The following is a 23272-nucleotide window of genomic DNA, read 5'->3' on the forward strand; positions in this document are numbered from 1 at the left end:
CACCGGCCGGGCGCCAGGCGCGCCGCGGAAACGAAAGGGAAACCCATGATTGTCGTCACCGGCGCGACCGGCGCCCTCAACGGCGCCACCGTCGAGCACCTCCTCACGCGCGTACCCGCCGAGCGGATCGGCGTCAGCGTGCGCGACGTCGAGCGGGCCCGGCACTTCGCCGACCGGGGCGTGCGCGTGCGCCAGGGCTCCTACGAGGACCCGGCCGCGCTGCGCCACTCCTTCGACGGGGCCGAGCAGGTCCTGCTCGTCTCCTCCAACGACCCGCACGCCGACGCCGTCGCACTGCACCGCGCCGGGATCGAGGCCGCCGTCGCGGCCGGCGCCCGGCGCATCCTCTACACCAGCCACCAGGGCGCCGGCGCCGACAGCCCCTTCCCCCCGGCCCGCGACCACGCCGCCACCGAACGGCTCCTGGCGGCCTCGGGTGTCGCCTGGACCGCGCTGCGCAACGGCTTCTACGCCCACAGCCTGGCCTGGCTGCTCGGCCCGTGGCAGCGGACCGGCACCATCACCGCCCCGGCGGACGGGCCCGTGTCCTGGACCGACCGGGCCGATGCCGCCGAGGCGGCCGCGGCCCTCCTCGCCGGCGACCGGACCGTCGACGGCCCGGTCACCCTGACGGCGCGTCAGGCCCTCACGTTCGACGACGTCGCCGCCCTCGCGTCGAAGGCCAGTGGCCGTACGGTCACACGTGTCACCACCGACGACGAGGCGTGGATCGCGGCCCGGACCGCCGCCGGCACCCCGGAGGCGATGGCCCGGATGACGCTCACCACCTTCCAGGCGGCCCGGGAAGGCCGCTTCGCGGCGGTCGATCCGCTGCTCGGCACGTTGCTGGGCCGCGAACCGCGCACCGTCGCCGACCAGTTCGCGGACGCGGGCACCGTTTGAACCCGCGACCAGGCGGGGCGGGGTGGGTGGTGCGCACCCATGTTTCCGCGCCGGGCGGGGACCTGCCGGCCGTGCGCGCGGGATGAATGTGGGTGGTGGGCGCGCATGCGGCGCGGCCGCGGCTCGCGGTCGACTCGTGGCCGGGAAACCGGACCGAGGACGAGGAAGGCCAGCATGGTGCCGACAACCGGGCCGACCGCCGACCGCCCGCTCGCCATGCCGTGGGAGCGGCGCGGCCGGCCGGCGCTGACCGGGGCCTGGTGGGTGCGCGCGCTCCGCCTGGACGAGCGCGCCGCCGCCGGGTGGCCGGACACCGAGGACGCCGGCGGCACCGGCGACGCTTCGCACCCCGAGGACGCCGACCGGGCGGCCGTGGCCGACATCCGCTTCCGGCGCTGGCGCGACGCCTTCCGCGAGCTGGCCGCAGACGCGCTGGAGCGCCAGACGGCCGAGTACGGCGGCACCCCGCGCGCCTTGCGGGCGCTGCTCGCCGAACCGCCCGAGCGCCTCGCCCGCCGGTGCGGCGCGGCCAAGCCCGCGTGGGCGCTGGACGTCGAACGGGTGGCGGCCTCGGCCGCGCACGACGCCCCCGACGACCCCATCGGCGCCGACGACCCCGACACGCTCGACGGGGACGGGCCCGGCGGATGGCAGCGCGGCTTCGCCCGCGTCGTCGCGCCGTTCGTCCGCGAGGCCCTGCGCCGCTTCGACGCTGCGGCCGACGGCGCCGGGCCCGCCGGGCCGTTTGCCGCCGCGGACCGCGCCGTGGTCAGGCAGGCCGTCCGCGCCGACGCCACCCGGCGCCTGGTCCGCCTGTCCGCCCGGGTGCTCGTCCTCGAACTGAACGTCCTGCGCGTCACCGGCCGGTTGGAGGGCGAGACCCCCGAGGCGCGCTTCGGCTCGTTCGTCCGGCACTTCCGCCGCCCGGAGCCGCTGGCCGAACTCCTCGACGAGTACGCCGTACTGGCCCGGCTGCTGGTCGACACCGCCGCCCAAGTGGCCGCGGTGCACGCCGAGTTCCTGCGGCGGCTCGCCGACGACCGGCCGGAGCTGGTGCGCCGGCTGTTCGGCGGCGCCGACCCCGGCGCCCTCGCGTCGTTCGAGCCGGCCAAGGGCGACCCGCACGACGGCGGCCGCTCGGTGGGCGTCGCCGCCTTCGCCTCCGGCGCCCGCGCGGTCTACAAGCCCCGGCCGCTGCGCATGCACCGGCACTTCAACGACGCCGTCGAGTGGTACAACGGGCGGCTGCCGGCGCGGTCCCGGCTGATGACACTCCCCGTCCTCGACCGCGGCGGCCACGGCTGGGTCGGGTTCGTCCACCCGGCGCCGTGCGCGGACGCCGCCGCCGCGACCCGGTACTTCCACCGCCAGGGCGTGCTGCTCGCGCTGCTGCACACCCTGGGCGGCGTCGACTTCCACTTCGAGAACCTCATCGCGGTCGGCGACCAGCCGGTCCCGATCGACCTCGAGTCGCTGTTCTGCGCCGACCTCCCCCGCACCTACGGCAGCCCGACGCTGGACGGCGACCCGGCGGTGACGGCCTACCGCGAGTCGGTGGGCCGGGTCGGCCTGCTGCCGTCCGTCGTCATCGGCGCCGACGGGCAGGCGTTCGACGCGGGCGGCATGGGCGGCGACCAGGCCGCGGCGCTGCCGTACCGGGTCGCGGACTTCGCCGGGGCGGGCACCGACACGATGCGCGTGGAGCGGGTGCGGCCCGTGCTCGGCGAGGTCCGCAACCGGCCCCGGCTGGACGGCACCGACCTGGACGCGGTGCGCTACGCGGCCCCGCTGCTGGCCGGCTACCGCGAGGGGTACCAGGCGCTCGCCGCCGCACGCACCGAACTCCTCGCGGCGGACGGCGTGTTGGCACGCTTCGCGGACGACCCCGCGCGCATCATCCCGCGGCCCACCCACGAGTACGCCACCCTGCTCGCCGAGACCACGCACCCGGACGCGCTGCGTGACGCGCTCGACCGGGACCAGGTGTTCGGCGTGCTGTGGGCCAGGGCCGCCGCCGACCCGGCCCGGGCCCGGCTGGTCCGGCACGAGGTGGCCGACCTGTGGGCGGGCGACGTCCCGCTGTTCACCGCCCGCGCCGGCTCCCGCGACGTGCGCGCGGCGAGCGGCACGGTCATCCCGGGCCTGCTGCCGGAATCCGGCACGGAGCGGGTCGGGCGCACCCTGGCCGGGATGGGCGAGCGCGACCTCGCCGACCAGGGGTGGATCGTCGCGGCGCACCTGGCCACCCGGACCGACGGCGCCGCGCCCCGCCCGGCCGACAGCGCCCCCGCGCCCGAGGGCGCCGGGCCCGAACCCGGCGCCGTGCCCGCGGAGTTGGCCGCGCGGGCGCTTAAGGCCGCGCGCGCCGTCGCGGACCGCCTCGAGGCGTCGGCGTTCGCCGGTCCCGGAGCGCCCGGCGCGGCAGGGCGGCTCGGCTGGCTCGGGCTCGACCTGTGGCAGGAGTCGCGCTGGTCCGTACGGCCGCTGGGCGTCGACCTGTACAACGGGTACGCGGGCATCGCCCTGTTCCTGGCACAACTCGCCGGCGTCACCGGCGAGCCGGTCCACGCCGACCTGGCCCGGCGGGCCCTGGACCCGGTCACCGGGTACGCGCGGGAGGTGCTCGACGGCGGCGGCCCGCACGAAGCCGAGGCGGCCGTGGGGGCGTTCACCGGTGTGAGCGGGGTGGCGTACGCGCTGGCCTGCTGTTCCGCGCTGCTCGGCGACACCTCCGCCGGGGCCCTGGTCGCACCCCTGCTGGACCATGCCCGGGAGCGCGTGTCGGGTGGCGTCGCCCACGACGTGATCAGCGGCACCGCGGGCTGTCTCGCGGTCGCCGAGGCCCTGTCCGCCGGTGCCGGGCACGGGGCCGCGGCGCGCCGGCTGGCGGAGCGCTGCGCCGAGGCGCTCGTCGCGGGCGCGGTGCCGGCCGGCGCCGGTGCCGGCTGGCCGGGTACGGCGCCGCGCCCGCTGCTCGGCTTCTCCCACGGTGCCGCGGGCGCCGGCTGGGCCCTGCTGTCGTACGCCGCGCGCACCGGCGACGAGGCCGCCCGCACCACGGGCCTGCGTGCGTTCGGCTACGAACACGGCGCGTACGACGCCGCCTTGGACAACTGGCCGGACCACCGCAGGGCGGAGCCGGGCGGCCAGCACTCCTGGTGCCACGGCGCGCCCGGGGTCGGTCTGGCCAGGGCCTCGGTGCTGCGCAGGTGTGCGGGGACCGGCGCGGCGGACGCCCTGGCGGACAGCCGCGCGGACCTGCGGCGGGCGCTGGACAGCACCGCCCGCTTCGGACGGCACCGCAACGACAGCCTGTGCCACGGCGCCCTGGGCAACCTCGAACTGCTCGCCGCCGCCGCATCGGACGGCATGGCCGCGGACGGCGCGTGGTCCCGGGACGCGGCGGCCGTCGTACGGCGGATCGAGCGGGACGGGCCGGTCTGCGGGACACCGGGCGGGATCGCGACGCCCGGGCTCATGACCGGGCTGGCCGGGATCGGCCACGGGCTGCTCCGGATCGCCGCTCCCGGACGGGTGGCTCCGGTCCTGCTGCTGGCACCCCCTCCCCCGGTCTGAGATCCGCGGGCCCGCGCAGGCGCCCGGGCCCGCGGGTCGACCAAGCGCGCATGCGCCGGGGATTCCCGGCGATGTTGCGGTTCCCCATCCGGCACCACCGAAGAGAGAGGTCGACTCATGGACATGGACAACGCCGTCGTGCGCTCCTGGAAGGAATACGCCCCGGCCGGGACGACGACCGGCTTCAGCCCGGTCAGCTCGATCGACATCGCCGACGTCGCACAGGGCGGCTCGGTCGTCGGCGGAAGCTGGCAGTGGTCGTTCAGCTGCTGCGACACGACGCTGTGTTCGGACTGCTCCATCAACTGATCAGCGCCGCTCGCGTGGGCCGCACCTCAGGGGGGTGCGGTCCACGCCTGTGACCGCCCACGCCTGTGACCGCCCGCGCCTGTGACCGCCTGCGCCGCCCCACGACCGCGCCATTCATCTCAGCTATTATCCCGGTGATCGTTCTTAACGACTGCTGATGACCGGAGCAGGCTTGTGGGGACCGTTCCACCATGCAGCGCACGCGGCTCCTGGCGCCGCGTCAGGACCCGTGGGGCAGGCCCGGGTCGGCCCGTGCGGCCCTCGGCCGGGGCAAAGGGCACAGCCGGTGCCGGGCATGGGTGAGCCCCGCTTCGGGAGCAGGCGTCCGGCGCGTCTGGTGGGCCGGGAGGCCGAGGCGGGCGCGCTGTGCGACCTGGTCGCGGCCGCCTCGGCCGGGGACGGCGGCGCGGTGTTCGTGACGGGTGAAGGCGGCGTCGGCAAGTCGCGGCTGGCCGACCGGGCGGCCGCCGCCGCGCAGGCCGCGGGCGTCGGTGTGCTGCGCGGCCGCGCGGTCCGGTCCGGGCCGGCCGGCTGCCCCGCCCTGCGGCCGTTCGCCGAGGCGCTGCTCGGGCTGGCCCGTACCGGCTGGTCGCCGCCGCCCCGGCTGGAACCGTACGCGGGAATGCTCGGCCGGCTCGTCCCGGACTGGCGGCGCGGCGCGCTGCTGCCGGCGGCGGTCCCCGCGGAACCGTACCTGCACGGAGAGGCGGTGCTGCGGGTCCTGGCGGCGGCGCCCGCGGACGCGTACGTCCTGGTCCTGGAGGACCTCAACGACGCCGACCCGCACACGCTGGCGGCCCTGGAGTACCTCGTGGACAACCTCGCCGGCCAGGCGGTCGCGGTCATCGGCACCCTGCGCGACGTACCCGGCCCGGCGGCGGACCTCGCGCACTACGCCCGGCGGCGCGACCCGGCCGCGCTGCTGCCCCTGGCGCGCCTGGACCGGTCGGCCACCGCGGAGTTGGTGGCCGCGCTCCTGGGGGCGCAGGGCAGGCCGGTGCCCGCGGGCCTGTGCGACGCGGTGTTCCGACAGAGCGGCGGCAACCCGCTGGCCGTCACCGAGCTGCTGCGCGGACCGGTGCTCGCCGGGGCGGCGCCCGGCGGGTTGGTGCCCGCGCCATGGCGGCCGCTCCACGCGCCGCGCGAGGGCGAGGACCGGGCCGGCGTCGCACCAGGTGGCGGCCCGGCACCGGTGCGGGCGCCCGCCCGGTCCGCGACAGTCACCCCGCTCACCCCCCGCCCGCGCCGGCCGGGACCGTACGGGCCCGCCGCCCGGCAGCGCGGCGAACGGGCCCCGGCGGCACCGGACGTGACCGCACACGTGGCCGTGGCCGCCCCTCGTGACCCGGCCGCGGCACCCGGCGCGCGCCCCGAACTGCTCACCGGCGGCGCCCATGTGCCCGCGCCCGAGACGATGCTGCTCACCGGCGCCCGCGGCCGGTTCGAGGCCGGTGGCGCCGTCGTGGAGGACTGCCACCTGCGCCTCGCGCTGGCCGTCGACGCACTGCTGCGCGCCCGCTTCGCCGACGCCGAGGAACTGCTCGCCGCCGCCTGGCGCGACATCGCCCGGCTGCGCCTGCCCGCGCTGGGCAGCTACGCGCTCGCGGTCCGGGCGCTGGTACCCGCCCACCGCGGCCGGCAGGCCGAACTGCGCTCCGCGCTGGCCGACTTCGACCGGTGGCGAGGCACCCGGAAGGACGAGGTCCCGCTCGTCACCGGGCTGGGTCTCGCCGTCTGCGCGCTGCTGCACGGCGCCACCGCCGCCGCCCGCACCCACCTGAAGGGCCTGGACGGCACCGGCGCCGCCACGCCGTCCTACCTGTGCGGGCAGTACGGCCTCGGGCTGCTGGTGGAGACGGTGCACGGCGCCGCGACCCGGGCCGACCACGACGCGCTCGCGTGCCATGCGGCCGGCCGGCTGCCCTGGAACAGCCAGTTCGTGCACCTCAGCCGGGCGGTGCTGGCCGGGCGCGCGGGCGATACCGCGGGCGCCGAACAGGCCCTCGCCCAGGCGCTCGCCGCCTCCGCGCCCTTCCCGCTCGCCCGCCACCTCGGCCTGCTCCTGGTCGCCCCGGCCGCCGCCCGCGACGGCTGGGGCGACCCGGCCCGCTCCCTCCAGGAGGGCGAGTCCTTCTTCACCGCGCACGGCATCCACTCCGCCGCCCGGCACTGCCGCGATCTCCTGCGCGGCCTGGGCGAACCCGTCCGCCAGCGCCGCCACGGCAGCGCCGGCGTCCCCCGCCGGCTGTGGCTCATGGGCGTCACCGTCCGCGAGCACGAGGTGCTGGTGCAGCTCGCCCGGCACCGCACCAACCGCGAGATCGCCGCCGACCTGCACATCTCCCCGCGCACGGTCGAGCGCCATGTCGCCAACCTCCTGGCCAAGACCGGCGGCGCCAACCGCCGCGACCTGGCCGTGCTGACCGCGCCGGAACGCGACGCCGGCTGAGCGCGGGCGGGTGCGGGCCCGGGGTTCGGGTGCGGGGTGCGGGTCCGGGTTTCGGGTGCGTCAACTCCCGTCGGCGGGGCGGGAGTCGTAGGCCGCACGGGCCTGGTGGACGCGGTCGGCACGGGTCCTGGACCAGTCGGCGACGGCCGTGGTGAGCGTCTCCGCCTCGCGCCCCAGTGCGGTGAGGGCGTACTCGACCCGGGGCGGCACCGTCGGGTAGACGGTCCGGCGGACCAGGCCGTCGCGTTCGAGGTTGCGCAGCGCATGGGTGAGGGACTTCTGGGTGACGCCCTCGACCCGGCGGCGCACCTCGGTGAAGCGGAGCGGCCGGTCGTACCGGCCGAGGACGCCCAGGACGTAGAGCGACCACTTGTTCGCCAGCACGCCCAGGACGGTGCGTGACGGGCAGTCCTTCGCGTAGACGGTCGTCGAGTCGGTATCCATCAGGTACCTGTATATCCAACCGGTGCCTACTTCACAAACGAAACCGTCGCTGTGCAGGCTGGAGGTGATCACTCATCACGCCGGGCAGCGGACCGACCGTCCCGGCGCCGACAGCGGAGGCACCATGATCCTGGTCACCGGGGCGACGGGCACGATCGGCACCGAGGCGGTACGGCTGCTGGCCGCGCGGGGCCTTCCCGTGCGGGCTCTGGTACGCGACATCTCCCGCGCCCCGCAGGACGGCAGTTGGCGCGGCGCCGAGCTCGCCGTGGGCGACTTCGACCGGACGGACACCCTGGACGCGGCCGCGCGCGGCGCCGACACGCTGCTGCTCATCAGCCCGTCGGTGCCGGCCCAGGAGATCGCGGTCATCGACAGCGCCGTCCGGCAGGGCGTGCGGCACCTGGTGAAGATCACCAACCACCGGGCCACCGCGGACTCCCCCGTCGACCGCCGGCGCGACCACGCGCGCATCGAGGCCCACCTGCGGGCGAGCGGGCTGCCCTTCACGCTGCTCGCGCCGAACCTGCTCATGCAGAACCTGTTCCTCGCGGCCCCGGCGATCCGGCAGACCGGCGAGTTCGCGATGTCGACCGGCGAGGGCCTCTTCGGCATGGTCGACGCGCGGGACGTGTCCGCGGCCGCCGCCGCGGTGGCGGCCGCGCCCGCCGGCCACGCCGGGCGGACCTACCTGCTGACCGGCCCGGAACTCGTCGGCTACGCCGACGTGGCCGCCGAGCTGACCCGCGCGCTGGGCCGCGCGATCGCCTACCGCCGGCTCACGCCCGACCGGCACCGGGAGCTGATGGTGCGGGCCGGGGTGCCCGAGGCGGTCGCCGCCTCCAACGCCCAGGTCTTCGCCCTGATCGCCGAGGGTGACGCGGCCTGGCGGTCCGAGGACGTCGCCGCGCTCACCGGAAGCGCGCCCCGCACCCTGCGCGCCTTCGTCACCGACCACACCGACGCGTTCCGGGCGCAGGGATAGCCGCCGTCCCCGCGGGGCGGCCGCGGCGCCCGGCCCGCCGCTCCGGTCACGCCGTGGCGACGGCCACCCGGCCGGACGCCAGGGACGTGCCGCCGCGGGTCGGGCTGCCGATGTCGTGGGCGAGGTCGAGGAGGCTGCGGTCCGAGGCCACGGCCAGGCCGTGTTCCGCGAGCAGCGCCGCCATGCGGTCGGGCCGCCACAGCGACCGCCAGGGCTCGCCGGAGGTGGCGGAGCCGCGGAGCACGCGGGCCAGCAGCCGCCCCAGCGCCGCCCGGACCGAGGGCGCCTGGTAGTTGACGACGAGTGCGCTGCCCGGGGCCGTACGGGCGGCCAGGGCCGCGACCGTGGCGCGCACCTGGTCGCGCGTGAGGTAGGGCACGACGCCCTCCCACAGCCAGGTGGTCGGCGCGGCCGGGTCGTGCCCGGCGGCGTCCAGCGCCGCACCGAGGTCGTCGACGGCGAAGTCGACCGGCACGAAGCGGACGGAGCGGGCGGCGAGGGCGGGCTCCGCTTCGGCGAGGCGGGCGCGCTTGTCCTGCTGGGAGGCCGGGTGGTCGACCTCCCACACGTCGGTCCGCGCCAGGCCGGCCAGCCGCCAGGCGCGCGTGTCCAGCCCGGCGCCGAGGACCACCAACTGGCCGGCCCCGCGCGCGCCCAGCGCCTCGTCGATCGCGACGGTCCGCGGCACCATCAGCTCCGCGCACGCCCGCACCTTCTCGTACGCCATGCGCTCGCCCCACCCGGCGGGCTGCGCGGACGCGCGGACCTGCTCCACGGGCGTGCGCTCCGCGCCGCGCAGCAGCCGCGCCGCCACCGGGTCGGCGAACCGGTCGGTGTCCGTCCTGCCGTCCGCGGCCGCCCGCCCCTGGCAGACCAGTACCGCCGTCCGGCTCGCCGCGCGCCCGTTCTCACTCATGGCGCCCCATTGTGGCCGTCCTAGCCGAGCAGGGCCAAGTCCTCCTCGGTCAGGCGCAGGGCGGCGGCCGCCACGTTCTCCCGCAGGTGCGCGGGGTTGCCGGTGCCGGGGATGGCCAGCACGTTGGGGCCCTGGTGGAGGGTCCAGGCCAGGCGGATCTGGGAGGGCGAGGCGCCGTGGCGGGCGGCCACCTCGGCGACGGCCCGGTCCGCCGCGGCCAGCGGGGCGTCGGCGGCGGCCGTGACACCGGCGGGGCCGCCGCCCACCGCGAAGAAGGGGACGAAGGCGATACCCCGCTCGGCGCAGGCCTGCTGGATCACGTCGTCCTCCCGGCGGGTGGTCAGCCCGTACTGGTTCTGCACACACACCACGGGCGCGATGTCCAGCGCCTCCTCCAGGTGCTCGGGGCCGATGTTGGAGACGCCCAGGTGCCGGATGAGGCCCTCCTCCCGCAGTTCGGCCAGTGCCGCGAACTGCTCCTTGAGGGAGCCCTCGCCGCGTTCGAGGCCGGTGCCGATCCGGAGGTTGACCACCTCGAGGCGGTCCAGGCCGAGCTGGCGGATGTTCTCCTCGACCTGGCCGCGCAGCTCGTCCTTGGTGTGGGCCCTGAGGAAGGCACCGGACGGGTCGCGCCCGGGCCCGACCTTGGTGGTGATGACCAGGTCGTCCGGGTAGGGGGCAAGCGCGGTGTTGATCAGCTCGTTCGCGGAGCGCAGGGCGGAGAAGTAGAAGGAGGCGGTGTCGATGTGGTTGACGCCCAGCTCGACCGCCTGCTGGAGCACCTCGACGGCCTGCGCGCGGTCGCTCGGGCTGCCGTCGGCCTTGCTCATCAGGCGCATCGCGCCCAGGCCGAGGCGGTTGACGGTGCGGTCGCCGAGCGTCCAGGTGCCGGCGGCGCCGGCGTTGTTCGTAGTCATGGGAGGAAGTCTTCCCCCGCGGGGCGGCCGGCGGCCGCAGGTGGCAACTTCCTGCCGCGCTTGGCGGCACGGGGGGCGCCGGGGAAGACTGGGGCCATGACGGTGGAGAGCGGGGTACGCGTGCTGCACGGCGAGGCGGAGGTGTTCGCCCGGACCGGGCACCTGTTCGCCACGGCCGGCGAGCTGTGGTGTGCGGCGCGGGACCTGAACACCTGGGTCCTCGGGCAGGACGTCGCGGACCGGCTGTCCGGGGCGCGGCCCCGGCTGCGCAAGCTGTACCAGCCGAGCGCGCTGATGAGCCCGCGGACGGCCGGGCATCTGCGGGCCGTGGCGGCCGGCCCCGACGCGCAGGTCCGGATCACCGCCGACAGCGTCAACGAGACGATCATCATCGACCGCCGGTTCGCGATCCTCGCCGGCGACCTGAGCGCGGGCCGGCGCAGCTACAGCGTGGTCTTTGAACCGGCGCTGGTCCAGAACGTCACCTCGCTGTTCGAGGCGGCCTGGCGGTCGGCGACCGACCTGGCGGTGTACGACGCGCAGTACGCGGAGCTGCGCGAGATGGCGCCGCGGGTGCTGGAGCTGCTGGCGTCGGGGTGCAAGGACGAGACGGCGGCCCGGGTGCTGGGCCTCGGGGTGCGCACCTACCGGCGCCGGGTGGCGGAGCTGATGTCCGCGCTGGGCGCGGAGTCCCGTTTCCAGGCCGGCATGCGGGCCCGCGACCTCGGGCTGATCTAGGACTGATCCAGCCGGTCCGGGGGCCGCCGTGCGGATCTGCGCGGGCCGGCCGGCGGGCTCTCCCGCGGGCCGGCCGGCGGGGTCATGCCGTGGTCGGGGGCTCGGGGGTGGTGAAGGGGAGCAGGAGCCGGGAGGGGTGGGCGGCGTCCCGGTAGATCTTGTGGGTGACCGGGCGGCCCACCGGGAGGTGGAAGGCGTCCGGCGGCAGGAGCGCGTTGTGGGCGTCGGCCAGCGGCTCGTCGTTCGACAGTTCGGCCACCAGGCGGTGGCCGGGCCGGAAGGTGGCGGCGAAGGGGTAGAGCCGCAGTACGTACTCCTCGATCCGCCCCGGCTCCACCGGCACCGCCCGGGTGTGCGGGTGGTAGGGGTTGCCCTCGGTGGTGCGGTCCTCGTCCAGTTCGCGGTGGGACGCCTTGAGGTAGCCGGTGGTGATCAGCTGCCGGGCGCCGCCGGGCGCCTCGTCCCACAGCCGCAGGATGAAGTTCGTGTCGTCCTGGTCGATCTCGGCGAACAGGTGTGCCGCGCCGGCGCCGATCATCTCGGTGGGCTCCGCGAACGGCTCGGTGCGCCAGGTCAGCACCTGCACCGTGTCGGTGACGGTCAGCGGCGCCTGGTAGAAGCCGTCGGGGGCGGCGTGCTCGGCGCCCATGAACTCAGGTTCGCCCGACAGCTTGTGGCGCGGGCGCAGGTACAGCGGCCGGTAGGCGATCTTTTTGGGCGGCCACTGCGCGGCGGTGACCGTCTCGCGGGAGCCCTCCACGAACACGCGCACGGCCGGCTCGTCCATGATCCCGTTGTCGATGCCCTTGAGCCAGTACGCGTACCAGCGGAACATCGTGTCGTGCTCCTCGATCCAGGGGCGCGACTGCATCGGCGGGTAGGAGCCGATGTCGAGCTTCTTGGGGCCCTTCAGCACGTCGAACAGCTCGATGTGGCCGTCGACGGTCCAGCCCCGGCCCTGGTCGATCTGGAGGTAGACCGGGATGTCGATGTTCCGGGCCAGGGTGATCGGGTTGCGCTCCTCGTACCAGTCGCCGTCGAGCGGGTTCATCACGATGTCGAACCAGAACTCGCGGTTCTTGGGGTACTTCAGCACGTGGACCAGGTTCGGCCAGGCCGCCACGTCCGGGTCGGCCAGCCGCGCGTCGACGAGCGTGTTCAGCTCCTCGGGGCCGTACACGTCCTGCATGCGGGACCTGACGTCCGTGTGCGCGATGCCGGAGTCGCCGCCGCGGCCCTCGCGGGCGGCGCGGGGCATGAACCACATGATCCCGCCGTGGTACGTCGTCTCGTAGAAGTCGTAGTGGCCGCCGCTGACGAAGATCGCCTTCAGGTGCGGCGGGCGCTCGGCGGCGGCGAGCACCTGCATCGAGCCGAAGTACGAGATGCCGATCATGCCCACGTTGCCGTCGCACCACGGCTGCGCGGCGACCCACTCCACCAGGTCGTACAGGTCCTGCCCCTGGGAGACCCCGCCGAAGTTGTAGTTGCCGACCATGGTGCCGCCCGAGTCGCCGGTGCCGCGCATGTCGCCGATGACGTGGACGTAGCCCTCGCGGACGACGCGGGCGATGTCGCCGGCCTCGATGCAGCCGTCCCACATCGGGCTGGGGCGGCGCTGCGGCGGCGTGGTGAGGGCCAGCGCCTGGAGCTCCTTGCCGTAGGCGCTCATCGCGATCAGCGCCGGCCGCGGTGTGTCGTCGGTGCCGCGGTAGGCGTCCACCGCGAGTTCGACGCCGTCCCGCATCGGCACCCGCAGGTCCTTGCGGACGGCGATGGTCTCCTCGCCGGCCCGCAGCGTACGGAAGTCGGTCATGGTGGGGCTCCTGTCCTACACGGTCCGGTGGTGCTGCGCGCGGTAGCCGTGCAGCGTGGTGAAGAACGGCGACGGCTCGAGCGCCGGGTCGCCGGTGTAGCCGAGGGCGTCGGCGACGGGTGCGAAGGGCGAGTACGGCGAGTCGCTCTCCGCCGGCCCGGCCGCCAGGCAGGCGCAGGCGGCCGCGGCGACCCGGCGCTCGGCGTCGAGGCTCTGGGTCAGCGCCTCCCGGGTCTGCGCCTCGTCGAGTGCGACGCCGTACGGCCTGCCGTCGGCGCGGCGGTAGGGGTGCCCGAGGTACAGCGTCCGCGGCCGCACCTCGTCCCGCAGGCGGGTCAGGCCCGCGCGGTAGGCGGCCGGGTCGGTGTACCCGGGGAAGCCGTTCGCGGCACCGTGGACCTGTACGGCGTCACCGGTGAAGACCGACCGCTGCCCGTCGACGGCGTAGGCCACAGACCCGGGCGTGTGGCCCGGAACGGCGTGCACCGACACGGTGACGCCGCCGCCGAGCGGCAGTATCTCGCCGCCGCGGACCAGCACGGTGGGCTCCATCTCGCCGGAGATGACGGCGTCCGCGGCGGCCGCCACCCGTGCCGCGCCCTGCGGGTCGCGCAGATACCGGCCGCGGCCCGCGCGGTACTCCGCCACATGGGCCGCGCGGGAGCGGAGCATCGGCGCGTCGGCCTCGTGGATGACCACCCGGGCACGCCGCCCGGTGAGGTTCCACAGGGCGAACGCCCCTCCGACGTGGTCGATGTGGCCGTGCGTCAGCAGAATCCAGCGCACGTCCTCGATCCGGCGCCCGAGCGCCTGGAGGGCCGGTGCCATGGCGGCGGGCGAGGACGCGATGCCGGTGTCGACGATCGCCGGCTCGGGCGCGTCGACGAAGAAGCTGTACAGCCCGAACCGACCCCACGGCGAGACCAGGGGGTGGACGGCGACGTCCTGCGTCATGATCCCTCTTTCCTGACGTGCGTACCCGGTCCCGCGGTCACCGCGTGCGAAGGAAGTCGCGGGTCAGCGCGAAGACCTCGTGGAACTCGGGAACAAAGGAGAAGTGCTGGACGAACCCGTGGTTCGCGCCCGCGTAGCGCCGCAGCTCCACCTCGACCCCGGCCTCCCGCAGCCGCCGGGCGTACGCTTCGCCCTCGTCGCGCAGCGGGTCCAGCTCCGCGGTGACGACGAGTGCGGGCGGCAGCCCGCGCAGATCGGCCCGCTTGGCCGGTGAGACCAGCGGGTCCGCCGGGTCCGCGCCGCTGCCGACGTAGAAGGCGTTGAACGGCTTCAGGCCCGCCGTCTCCAGGCCGTAGCCGGTGGCGTTCTCCCGCAGCGACGGATAGCGGTCGGCGTCGAAGTCCAGGTCCAGCGACGGGTAGTAGAGGACCTGGTGGGTGATCCGGTCGAAGCCCTCGTCGTGCGCCATGGCGACGAGGGCGGCGGCGAGGTTGCCGCCGGAGCTGTCGCCGGCCACCGCCAGGGTCGTGCCGTCCCAGCCCAGGCCCGTCCCTTCCTCGGCGAGCCACCGCACCACGGCGTGGCAGTCGTCGAGCCCGGCGGGGAAGGCGGCCTCGGGCGCCAGGCGGTATCCGACGGACACCACCTTCAGCCCGGTCGCGGCGGCCAGCGCGCGCGCCACGTGGTCGTGGGTCTCCAGGCTGCCGAGGAAGAAGGCCCCGCCGTGGAAGTAGACGAGCAGGCCGTGTGCGGCAGCCTGCGTCGCGGTGTAGATCCGTACCGGGACCTCGCCGGCCGCGGTCGGCGCTCTCAGGTCCCGCACCGAGTGCAGCGGCAGGCGCTCCCCGGCGGGCGCGAGGTGAGCCTCCTCGGCGGCGCGCAGCGCGGCCGGGTCGATCGGCCCGGCGGCCGGGGCGGGCAGGTCGGCGAGGAAGGCGGCGATCTGCGGGTGCAGGGGCACGGCCGTCACTCCCCCGCCGCGGCGGCCGCGGACGTGCCGGCTGTCCGGCTGGCGGGAGTCCCTGCGGCCCGACCGGCGGGCTGCTGGCCGGCGGGCCGCTGGCCGGGGAAGACGTCGTCGATGGCGTCCTCGGTCCAGCCCTGGCGCGAGACGGCCTGGAGCGTGTCGGTCACCGGCTTGCGGGCGGCCTGGTAGTGGGCGAGCGCCTCCCGCGGGGAGTCGGCCACGCGCAGGGCGTCGGCGAGGGCGCCGGCGTCCTCGATGGCGGAGTTCGCGCCCTGCCCCTGGTGGTGCAGCATCGAGTGGGCGGCGTCGCCGACCAGGACCACGGAGTCGGAGTGCCAGGTGTCGACCGGGTCGATGTCGTAGACGGCGCGGATGTTGACGGTGCTCATGTCCAGGCCCCGGGTGATGTCCACCAGGCGCGGGTCGAAGCCCTCGACCGTCCGCAGCAGGTCGTCCTTGGTCACCCGGGGGTTCCAGGTGCTGTCCGCGCACAGGGCGGTGATGTCGAACGACACCTGGCCGCGGTGCCGCAGCGGCAGCAGGTAGACCTTGGTGCCGCGGCCGATGTACATGCGCAGGTTGTCGTCGGTGACCATCCCGTGGGTGTCGTCCACCGGGACCACGGCGCGGTAGGCGTGCTCGCCGGAGAACACCGGTCCCTTGTCGCTGAACAGCTGCTGCCGTACGACCGACTTGATGCCGTCGGCGCCCACCACGAGGTCGGCCTCCACGGTGGCGCCGTTCTCGAAGGCGAGCACGGCGCTGCCGCCCTTGTCCTGGACCGTCCGCAGCCGGTGGCCGAGGTGCACCATGCCCTGGGGCAGCACACCGAGCAGGGCGTCGATGAAGTCGCCGCGGTGGATCAGCCGGGTCTGCTTGCGCTCCCCGGCCGCCGGCCACTCCTCTTTCATGAGGGGTTCGCCGGTGGCGGTGAGGATCTCGAAGTAGTCGCTGGGCGAGCTGACCTTCGCGATCGCGTCGAAGATGCCCCACTGGCCGAAGCGCTCGAGGGTCGCGGGGCGCAGGCCGATGCCCGCGCCGACCTCTCGGATCGTGGTCGCCTGCTCGTAGACGCCGACGTCCGCGCCGAGCAGGCTCAGCGCCTTGGCCGCGGCGGCGCCGCCGTACCCCGCCCCGACGACGGCGATCTTCAGGTTCTTCAGGTCCGAGGACTGCATGCTGGGTCTCTCTTACTTCTGGATGGTCAGGAAGCCGGCGGGGTTGTCGACGAAGAGCGTGGTGAGGGCGGCCTCGTCCAGCCCGGCGGCCCGCAGGTCCGGCAGGAGGTCGTCGAAGAGGTAGTTGACGGTGTGGCCCTTGACGCCCGGCCAGCCCAGCGGGCTGCAGTTGGCGTCCGCGGAGGCGAGGACCCGGGTCAGCCGCCGGCCGCCGTCGATGAACCGCAGGAAGTGGTCCAGCCGCTCCTTGCGCGGGCGGGCCCAGAACGGCGGGTCCGGCAGTTCGGTCTCGTAGCCGAAGGTGTCGAAGCCGAGGCGGCCGCCCTGCTCGGCGATCCACACGTCGCGCGTCTTGTCGGCGTTGACGCCGTCGTCGACGTGCCCGAACAGCACGCGGTCCAGCGGGAGTCCCTCCTCGGCGAAGATCCGCACGGCGTTCTCGGCGTCGATCGCCAGGTGCGTGAGGATCGGCACGCCCGTGGTGCGCGCCGCGCGGGCCGCGGCGCGGTAGATGCGCTTGTCCAGGTCCGTCATGCGGCCGCCGCGGCTCACGCCGACCTTGATGACGCCCGCCAGGCTCCCGGTGCCGCCGATGCCGACGGTGATCTCGTGCACGAACTGCCGGGTGAGGTAGTCGACGTCCGCCCGCGCGAAGTGCGGCAGCGCGGTGTCGCCGCCGACGAAGCCGGTGCAGGCGACGATGTGGACGCCGGTCTTCGCCGACAGGGACTTGTAGGCGTCGATGTCGCGGCCGTTGCAGATGCCGGTCACGTCGACGAAGGTGCCGCCGCCCAGTTCGTGGAACCGGCGCAGCTTCGGCACGGTCTCCTCGTAGCGCTCCTCGGGCGTCTTCCACCACCGGGTGTCCAGCTCGGAGCCGGGCATGCCGTACCCGATGTGCTCGTGGATCGCCACAAAACCCAGTTCCTCGGCGGCGACCGGCCCCAGAACGGTGTTCACTCTCGACACAACACTCACCTTTGAGAAGAGGACTTGACGGGGGTGGGGGTCGGCGCGCTCACCGCAGGGCGAGCAGGTCGCGCGGGTTGGCGACGAGGATGCGCCGCACGTCGTCGTCGCCGACGCCCTGCTCCTTCAGCAGCGGCACCAGGACGGTCAGGACATGGCCGTACGGCGTGTCGGTGGCGGGGTGCCCCTTGGCGACCCCGGTCGCGCCGGTGGACAGCAGAATCCGGTCGGCGTGTCCGGCCGCCACCAACTCGGCGACCAAACGGGCGCGTTCGGCGTCGGTGACGTGCGCGGCGTCCTCGGTGCCGGCGTGGTCGAGCGCGACGTGGGCGCCCATGGCGGCGACCTTCGCGGGGGCGCCGGCGGCGACGGCGTCCTTGCGGTCCAGCCCGCCGACCACGACCCGCCCGGGCGGCAGCTGCTCGTCGAGGACGACGCCGAGTTCGGCCACGGGGTCGGCGCCGTACCGGACCGAGAGCGCGGCGCCGGTGGCCAGCGCGGTGCGCGCCGCGCCCCGCAGCAGGCTCTCGTCCGTCGCGGTCATCCCGCCGCGCGTCACGGCGGTGGCCACCAGGCCGGCCGGGCCGCGGCGCTCGACGCGCGGGACCGCCATGCCCTCGGTGATCTCCTTGGTGAACAGGTCGGCGAACCGCTCGGCCGGCCAGGGAGTGGGCGGGTTGGTCTGCGGGGTGAGGAAGTACCCGCCGAGGAGCTCCTCCGGGCCCTGGCCCGTCGAGGCGACGAGGTGGACTCCGGTGGCGCGCGACAGGGCCTCGTAGAGCCGGACGTCCCGGCCGTGGAACATCCCGGTGCTGTCGACGATCGTGCCGCCGCCGCACGCGCGGAAATCCCGCAGCTTCGCGGCCAGCGTCTCGAAGATCGCGGACCGGTCGAAGGTGATGTCGAAGGCGTGCTCCGCGCCGGGGAGCACCGACAGCAGCGCCTCGTGCACCGAGACGACTCCCAGTTCGCCGGCCGGTACCGGGCCCAGGACGGTGTGCACGACCTTGCTGCTCTCGCTCATGACTGCCTCACGTGTCCGGTGCGGGTGCGGCTGTGCACCCGGTGGCTTCGGCCACGCTAACCGTTCACTTTACGCAACGTCAATGAAACGAACGTCATGAAAATAGATTGGCCATTGAGTTTCACAAGGGCGCTTGACAACGTTGTCAAGCGACGTCGGAGCGGCGCGCCCGGGCACGCCGACGGCCCGGCCCGCGACCGCGGAACGGGTCAGGTCGGGTCGGGCCAAGTCGGGCCGGGTCGGGTCGGGTCCGTCGGAACAGCCCGGATCAGGCGAGCAGCCGCACCCAGCTGGCGCTCAGCTCGGCGAGCATCTGCTCGCGGGTGAGCTTCCAGTCGGCGCCGTCCCAGTGCTGGGCGACGAAGTCCAGCTCCGCCATCGCCAGCGCGCCGCGGAAGCGGCGCTGGTGGGGGGCCAGCCGGCCGGCCTGCGCGAGTCCGTCCTCGATGTCGCTGATGGCCTCCTCCAGCCACCGCTCCACGAGGTCGGTCAGCTCCGGGTCGACCGCCGCGGCGTCGCGGCCCGCGCGGATGATCGGCCGGATCGCCGGCCAGCTGTCGGCGGTGCGCCGCAGCCAGGCGGCGACCGCCTCCGGGGTGCCGTCGGCCACGGTCGCGACCAGGCCCAGGGCGGTGGAGCCGTGTTCGGGCGAACTGACGCGCTGGAGCGCCTCGTTGAGCCGCTCGTCGATCAGCGCCTTCATCAGCTCGCTGCGGGAGGGGAAGTAGGCGTAGAACGTCACCCGGGTGGTGCCCGCCGCGCTCGCGATGTCGTCGACCGTGGTGGCGGCGTATCCCTTCGTCGTGAACAGTTCGAGGCCCGACTCCAGCAGCAGCCGGCGCGTCATCTGCTTCTGCGCCTGTCGAAGGTTCGCCATGCCGGCGATCCTAACGCGCCACCGCTCAGCGGCCGTACGCGCCGATTCGCCGGCGCACACCCCGCACGGCTCCTTGACGGCGCGTAAAGCCTCAGCCGATCAGGTCGACGCTCAGCCGCCGGCGCAGCTCGGCGCGCGTGATGCCGTACGTCTCCCGCGCCCGTACCCCTCTGCGGCCAGGGCTCCGTCGAAGCTGCCGAAGGGGGTGCGCAGCGCGGCGTACAGGTAGGCGTCGCTCACCGGGGCCGCCCCGCGGTCAGGGGCTCGGCCGTCTCCAGCCGGCCGGTGCGGGCGGAGGAGAGCGGGACGGGCGTGAACATGGGCGGCTCCTGGTCCGGGGTGAGGGCGGTCGGCCCGTAGAGCCAGTCGGTGAAGGCGTAGTCGCGGGTGTCGCGGGCGCGCAGCAGGGTGTTGCGCTCCTGCCGGGCGGTGCCGTCGAGGTGCCACAGCTCGCCCCAGGCGCGGGAGGTGGTCACCACGCGGCGGCAGTGCTCGGGGCGGACGGCCTCGTAGGCGGCAAGCGCGGCGTCCCAGTCGACCGTGCCGTCGGCTGCGCGGTGGCCGGCGGCGTGCCGGCCCAGTACCCAGCCGTCCTCGATCGCCATGATCGCGCCCTGGGCGATGTACTGGAGCGGCGGGTGCGCGGAGTCGCCGAGCAGCGCGATCCGGCCGTGGACCCAGGTCATGACCGGGTCGCGGTCGAACATCCGCCACCACTTGTCCCGCCACAGGAAGGGCAGGCCGTCCCGGACGAAGTCGCAGGTGCCGGCGAAGGCGGCGTCGAGTTCGTCGGGGGTGCCCCAGTCCTGCTCGCCGGCCCGTGCCTTGGGCGACTCGAAGACGGCGACCTGGTTGAGCAGTTCGCCGCCGCGCAGGCCGTAGTGGACGAAGTGGCAGCCGGGGCCGACGTGGACCACGACCTCGCCGAGGTCGGCGGAGCGGGCCCGCGGCAGCTCGGCGGGCACGGTGCCGCGGTAGGCGACGTAGGCGGAGGAGACCGGCTCGTCGTCGACGAGCAGTTTGCGGGCGAGGGAGTGCAGGCCGTCGGCGGCGATCACGACGGCGGCCTCGTGGACCGCGCCGGAGGCGAGGGTCACCGCGGCGCCGCCGGGGGTGTTCCGGTAGCCGGTCACCTGGGCGTCGGTGACCAGTTCGACGCCGGCGCGCTCGCAGGCGCGCAGCAGCAGGCCGTGCAGGTCGCTGCGGTGGATGACGAGGTACGGGTAGCCGTAGCGGCGTTCGAGGTCCCGCAGGTCGAGCCGGGTCAGCTCGGTGCCGTCGACGGCGTCGCGCATGACCATGGCGTCCGGGAGGACGCCCAGGGCCTTGGCCTCGTCGAGCAGCCCGTAGTCGTCGAGGATGCGGGTGCAGTTGGGCGCGAGCTGGATGCCCGCGCCGACCTCGCCGAAGGCCGGCGCGCGCTCCAGCAGGCGGACGCTTCGGCCCTGGCGGGCCAGGGAGTAGGCGGCGCCGAGGCCGCCGAGGCCGCCGCCGGCGACGATCACGTCAGGTGGGGTCATCGTGGGCTCCTCTACAGCCACGGGCCGAGCCGGGGGGCGTCGGCGAGCGTGTGCGGGCGGCCGGCCAGCCAGGCCGCCACTTCCGGCAGCGGACCGCCGGGCAGTGCGGTCAGGCCGCGCTTGGCGCGGATCTCCTCGGCCAGGGCGGTCAGGAAGCCCTCGGGCAGGTCGGCGAAGCCGGTGCCGGTGCCGAGGTCGACCGCGTGGACGCACACCTCGCGGGCGCGCATCCAGGGAAGTTCCGTGGCGGGCACGGTGCGGCCCTGGGCGGTGACGACCTGGCGCTGCCACTGCTCGTCGGTGAGCGCGTCGAGCCCGTCGGCGAGGCGGTGCGCGGAGCCGGTCAGCCAGGTGCGCAGCTGCCGCGCCGTCAGGTCGGGGCCTTTGGCGATGCCGGCGGCGCGCTCCTCGGCGGAGGCGTACATCAAGGTCCGCTCTCCGGTGGCCGCCCAGTGCACGAGGTTGCCCAGGGCGTCGGCGTTCGCCGCGACGTGGGCGGCGAGGTGCTTGCGGGTCCAGCCCGGCAGCAGGCTGGGGGCGCGGAAGGCTTCCTCGTCCAGGCCCGCGGCGGCGTCGAGGAGCAGCGCGGTGCCGGTACGGGCCCACGCCCGCGCCTCGGCGGCGGTCCGCGGCGGGCTGGTGGGGGCGGGGCCGATGGGGCCGGTCACGGCGCGACCACCTGGTTGGTGCACGCGCCCAGGCCCGCGATCCGGGTGGTGACGGTCTGGCCGGGGCGCAGGAAGACCTGGGGGTCGCGGGCGTTGCCCACGCCGGCCGGGGTGCCGGTGGCGATGACGTCGCCGGGGCGCAGGGTGATGACGGTGGAGATGTACCGCACCAGGAACACCGGGTCGAAGAGCAAAGTCCCGGTGTCGTCCTGCTGCATGAGCTGCCCGTCGACGAGGGTTTCGACCCGGAGCGAGGGGCGGACGCCGCCGACCTCGTCGGGGGTGACGAGGTAGGGCCCCAGCGGGGTGGAGCGCTCCCAGATCTTGCCCTGGGTCCACTCGATGGTGCGGAACTGCCAGTCGCGCACCGAGATGTCGTTCATGACGGTGAAGCCGGCGATGGCGTCGGCGGCCTGCTGCTCGTCCGCGCGGCGCACCGCCGTGCCGATCACCACGGCCAGCTCCACCTCCCAGTCCAGCGCCTCGGTCTCGGCGGGCTTGACGAGGGGGTCGCCGGCGCCGAGGAGGGTGTCGGCGAACTTCGGGAACAGCGTTGGGTGGGCGGGCAGTTCCCGGCCCATCTCCTTGATGTGCTCGGTGTAGTTGTGCCCGACGCAGATGACCTTGGACGGCTGGGGCACGAGGGGCGCGAAGTCGGCGCCCGCGACGGGGTGGGCGGCGCCGGCGGCGGCCCGTGCCCGCTGCCGCCAGTCGGGCTCGGCGAGCAGGGCGCCGAGGTCGGCGTACCCGAGGTCGACGAGGGTGTCCCCGTCGCGGCGCACGGCCCGGGTCCCTTCGGCGGTGCGGAGCGTGGCGAGCTTCATGGTCAGGCGTCCTTGTGGTTGCGGTCGAGCCGGAACGCCTCGAGGACCGGCGCGTCGGAGAAGCGGAAGAGGTCGAGGGCGCCCTCGTCGGAGTCGGTGGTGCCGGCTTCGGAGCGGGCGGAGAACGGCTGCCAGGACGGGACGACGAACAGGTCGCCGCGGCCGACGGTCCAGGAGGTGCCGCCGACGGTCACCACGCCGGAGCCGTCGAAGACCTGGTAGACCGACGAGCCGGTCTCGCGCACCGGCGCGGTCTCGGCGCCCCGGACGACGCGGTGGAACTCGGCGCGCAGCGTGGGCAGCACGTCGGAGCCGTCGTGCGGGTTGGTGTAGCGCACCGCGGCGTGGCCCGGTTCGACGGTGCCGCCGTGGCCCTCCCGCTCCAGCAGCAGTTGGTCGGCCAGGGCGGCGTTGGTGTGCTCCCACTTGTACGACAGCAGCGGGCTGCCCGGCGTGGCCGGGGCGGCCGACAGCGGGCGCAGCCCCGGGTGGCCCCACAGCCGCTCGGCGCGGGAGCGGACCGGCGTGGTGCGTTCCTCCGCGCTGATCTCGTCGCGGCCGAACTCGAAGAACTGCGCCTCGGTGAGGTACTGGAAGGGGATGTCGAGGCCGTCGATCCAGGCCATGGGCGCGGAGGTGGCGTTGTGGTGGGCGTGCCAGTTCCAGCCCGCCTGGGGCAGGAAGTCGCCGCGGTTCATCGGCACCGGGTCGCCGCCGACGACCGTCCACACGCCCGAGCCCTCGACGACGAAGCGGAAGGCGTGCTGGGTGTGGCGGTGTTCGGGGGCGTCCTCGCCCGGCATCAGGTACTGGATGGCCGCCCACAGGGTCGGGGCGGCGAAGGGCCGTCCGCCCAGCGCGGGGTTGGCGAGCGCGATGGCCCGGCGCTCCCCGCCGCGCCCGACGGGCACGAGGTGGCCGGCCCGGTCGGCGAGCGCCCGCAGGGTCTGCCATCGCCACACGTGCGGGACGGCGCGCGAGCGCGGGTGCACCGGCATCAGGTCGCCGATCTCGGTCCACAGCGGTACGAGCAGTTCACGTTCGAAGCCCCGGTACAACTCCTGGAGTTCCGGGGTGACTTCGGGTTGCCCGGCGGCAGCGACGGCCTGGAGCCGGACCGGGGAGCCTGCGGCGGGGTCTGGGGCGAGGGAGGAGTGCGTCACGTACGACAGGCTGCATCGCGTCTTCTGGGAGGACATGTAGATTCTGGAGAGCAGAATCTTGCTCGTATCCGAGAG

General features: G+C 75.1%; 20 protein-coding genes. 6 read left to right on the plus strand and 14 right to left on the minus strand.

Annotated elements, in window-relative coordinates:
- Positions 1-45 precede the first annotated feature (45 nt).
- From WA788_RS23450 to WA788_RS23465, 4 genes are all read left to right on the plus strand, one after another.
- Positions 46-903 carry an NmrA family NAD(P)-binding protein gene (locus tag WA788_RS23450; protein WP_335980483.1) on the plus strand — a complete coding sequence of 286 codons (858 nt, stop codon included), beginning with the start codon at positions 46-48 and terminating at the stop codon, positions 901-903.
- A gap of 174 nt (positions 904-1077) precedes the next feature.
- The gene (locus tag WA788_RS23455; protein ID WP_335980485.1) at positions 1078-4479 is read left to right on the plus strand and encodes a type 2 lanthipeptide synthetase LanM family protein; all 3402 of its coding nucleotides are present in this window, start codon (positions 1078-1080) and stop codon (positions 4477-4479) included.
- A 117-nt stretch (positions 4480-4596) separates the two neighbouring features.
- Positions 4597-4788: a hypothetical protein gene (locus WA788_RS23460; protein WP_335980487.1), complete on the plus strand. Its 192-nt coding sequence runs from the start codon at positions 4597-4599 to the stop codon at positions 4786-4788.
- A gap of 295 nt (positions 4789-5083) precedes the next feature.
- Positions 5084-7237 carry an AAA family ATPase gene (locus WA788_RS23465; protein WP_335980489.1) on the plus strand — a complete coding sequence of 718 codons (2154 nt, stop codon included), beginning with the start codon at positions 5084-5086 and terminating at the stop codon, positions 7235-7237.
- 60 nt (positions 7238-7297) lie between these two features.
- Here WA788_RS23465 and WA788_RS23470 read toward each other — a convergent pair whose 3' ends face one another.
- On the minus strand, positions 7298-7681 hold the full coding sequence (locus WA788_RS23470) for a winged helix-turn-helix transcriptional regulator (RefSeq protein ID WP_335980491.1): 384 nt from the start codon (positions 7679-7681) through the stop codon (positions 7298-7300).
- 124 nt (positions 7682-7805) lie between these two features.
- On the opposite strand from WA788_RS23470, the gene WA788_RS23475 reads away from it, so the two are divergent.
- Positions 7806-8666 (plus strand): NmrA family NAD(P)-binding protein, encoded by an 861-nt coding sequence (locus WA788_RS23475; protein WP_335980493.1) that lies wholly within the window; start codon positions 7806-7808, stop codon positions 8664-8666.
- Positions 8667-8712: 46 nt separating this feature from the next.
- On the opposite strand, the gene WA788_RS23480 is transcribed toward WA788_RS23475, so the two are convergent.
- Both WA788_RS23480 and WA788_RS23485 read right to left on the minus strand, forming a co-directional pair.
- Complete coding sequence (locus WA788_RS23480) at positions 8713-9582, minus strand: class I SAM-dependent methyltransferase (RefSeq protein ID WP_335980494.1); 870 nt, start codon at positions 9580-9582, stop codon at positions 8713-8715.
- 20 nt (positions 9583-9602) lie between these two features.
- A complete protein-coding gene (locus WA788_RS23485; protein ID WP_335980496.1) occupies positions 9603-10499 on the minus strand; it encodes an oxidoreductase in 897 nt (298 codons plus the stop codon).
- A 96-nt stretch (positions 10500-10595) separates the two neighbouring features.
- On the opposite strand from WA788_RS23485, the gene WA788_RS23490 reads away from it, so the two are divergent.
- The gene (locus WA788_RS23490; RefSeq protein WP_335980498.1) at positions 10596-11237 is read left to right on the plus strand and encodes a DNA-binding response regulator; all 642 of its coding nucleotides are present in this window, start codon (positions 10596-10598) and stop codon (positions 11235-11237) included.
- 82 nt (positions 11238-11319) lie between these two features.
- Here the strand turns inward: WA788_RS23490 and WA788_RS23495 are convergent, their stop codons facing one another.
- From WA788_RS23495 to WA788_RS23545, 11 genes are all read right to left on the minus strand, one after another.
- Positions 11320-13053 carry a CocE/NonD family hydrolase gene (locus WA788_RS23495; RefSeq protein ID WP_335980500.1) on the minus strand — a complete coding sequence of 578 codons (1734 nt, stop codon included), beginning with the start codon at positions 13051-13053 and terminating at the stop codon, positions 11320-11322.
- Positions 13054-13068: 15 nt separating this feature from the next.
- Positions 13069-14007 (minus strand): MBL fold metallo-hydrolase, encoded by a 939-nt coding sequence (locus WA788_RS23500; RefSeq protein ID WP_335980501.1) that lies wholly within the window; start codon positions 14005-14007, stop codon positions 13069-13071.
- Between the two features lie 37 nt (positions 14008-14044).
- Positions 14045-14968 carry an alpha/beta hydrolase gene (locus tag WA788_RS23505; RefSeq protein WP_335980503.1) on the minus strand — a complete coding sequence of 308 codons (924 nt, stop codon included), beginning with the start codon at positions 14966-14968 and terminating at the stop codon, positions 14045-14047.
- Positions 14969-14973: 5 nt separating this feature from the next.
- Entirely contained in the window at positions 14974-16152 is a 1179-nt protein-coding gene (locus tag WA788_RS23510) for an FAD-dependent oxidoreductase (RefSeq protein WP_335980505.1), read from the minus strand.
- 12 nt (positions 16153-16164) lie between these two features.
- Complete coding sequence (locus WA788_RS23515) at positions 16165-17121, minus strand: phosphotriesterase (protein WP_335980506.1); 957 nt, start codon at positions 17119-17121, stop codon at positions 16165-16167.
- 49 nt (positions 17122-17170) lie between these two features.
- Positions 17171-18145 carry a phosphotriesterase gene (locus WA788_RS23520; protein ID WP_335980507.1) on the minus strand — a complete coding sequence of 325 codons (975 nt, stop codon included), beginning with the start codon at positions 18143-18145 and terminating at the stop codon, positions 17171-17173.
- A gap of 268 nt (positions 18146-18413) precedes the next feature.
- On the minus strand, positions 18414-19022 hold the full coding sequence (locus tag WA788_RS23525; protein ID WP_335980510.1) for a TetR/AcrR family transcriptional regulator: 609 nt from the start codon (positions 19020-19022) through the stop codon (positions 18414-18416).
- Between the two features lie 236 nt (positions 19023-19258).
- Positions 19259-20527 (minus strand): FAD-dependent monooxygenase, encoded by a 1269-nt coding sequence (locus WA788_RS23530; protein ID WP_443034084.1) that lies wholly within the window; start codon positions 20525-20527, stop codon positions 19259-19261.
- 26 nt (positions 20528-20553) lie between these two features.
- The gene (locus WA788_RS23535; RefSeq protein ID WP_335980514.1) at positions 20554-21210 is read right to left on the minus strand and encodes a maleylpyruvate isomerase family mycothiol-dependent enzyme; all 657 of its coding nucleotides are present in this window, start codon (positions 21208-21210) and stop codon (positions 20554-20556) included.
- Entirely contained in the window at positions 21207-22034 is an 828-nt protein-coding gene (locus WA788_RS23540; protein WP_335980516.1) for a fumarylacetoacetate hydrolase family protein, read from the minus strand. Before WA788_RS23540 ends, WA788_RS23535 begins: the two co-directional genes overlap by 4 nt.
- A 2-nt stretch (positions 22035-22036) precedes the next feature.
- Positions 22037-23197 (minus strand): cupin domain-containing protein, encoded by a 1161-nt coding sequence (locus WA788_RS23545; RefSeq protein WP_335980518.1) that lies wholly within the window; start codon positions 23195-23197, stop codon positions 22037-22039.
- Positions 23198-23272: the final 75 nt, after the last annotated feature.

Source organism: Streptomyces sp. CA2R106, from assembly GCF_037034245.1.
GTDB lineage: Bacteria > Actinomycetota > Actinomycetes > Streptomycetales > Streptomycetaceae > Actinacidiphila.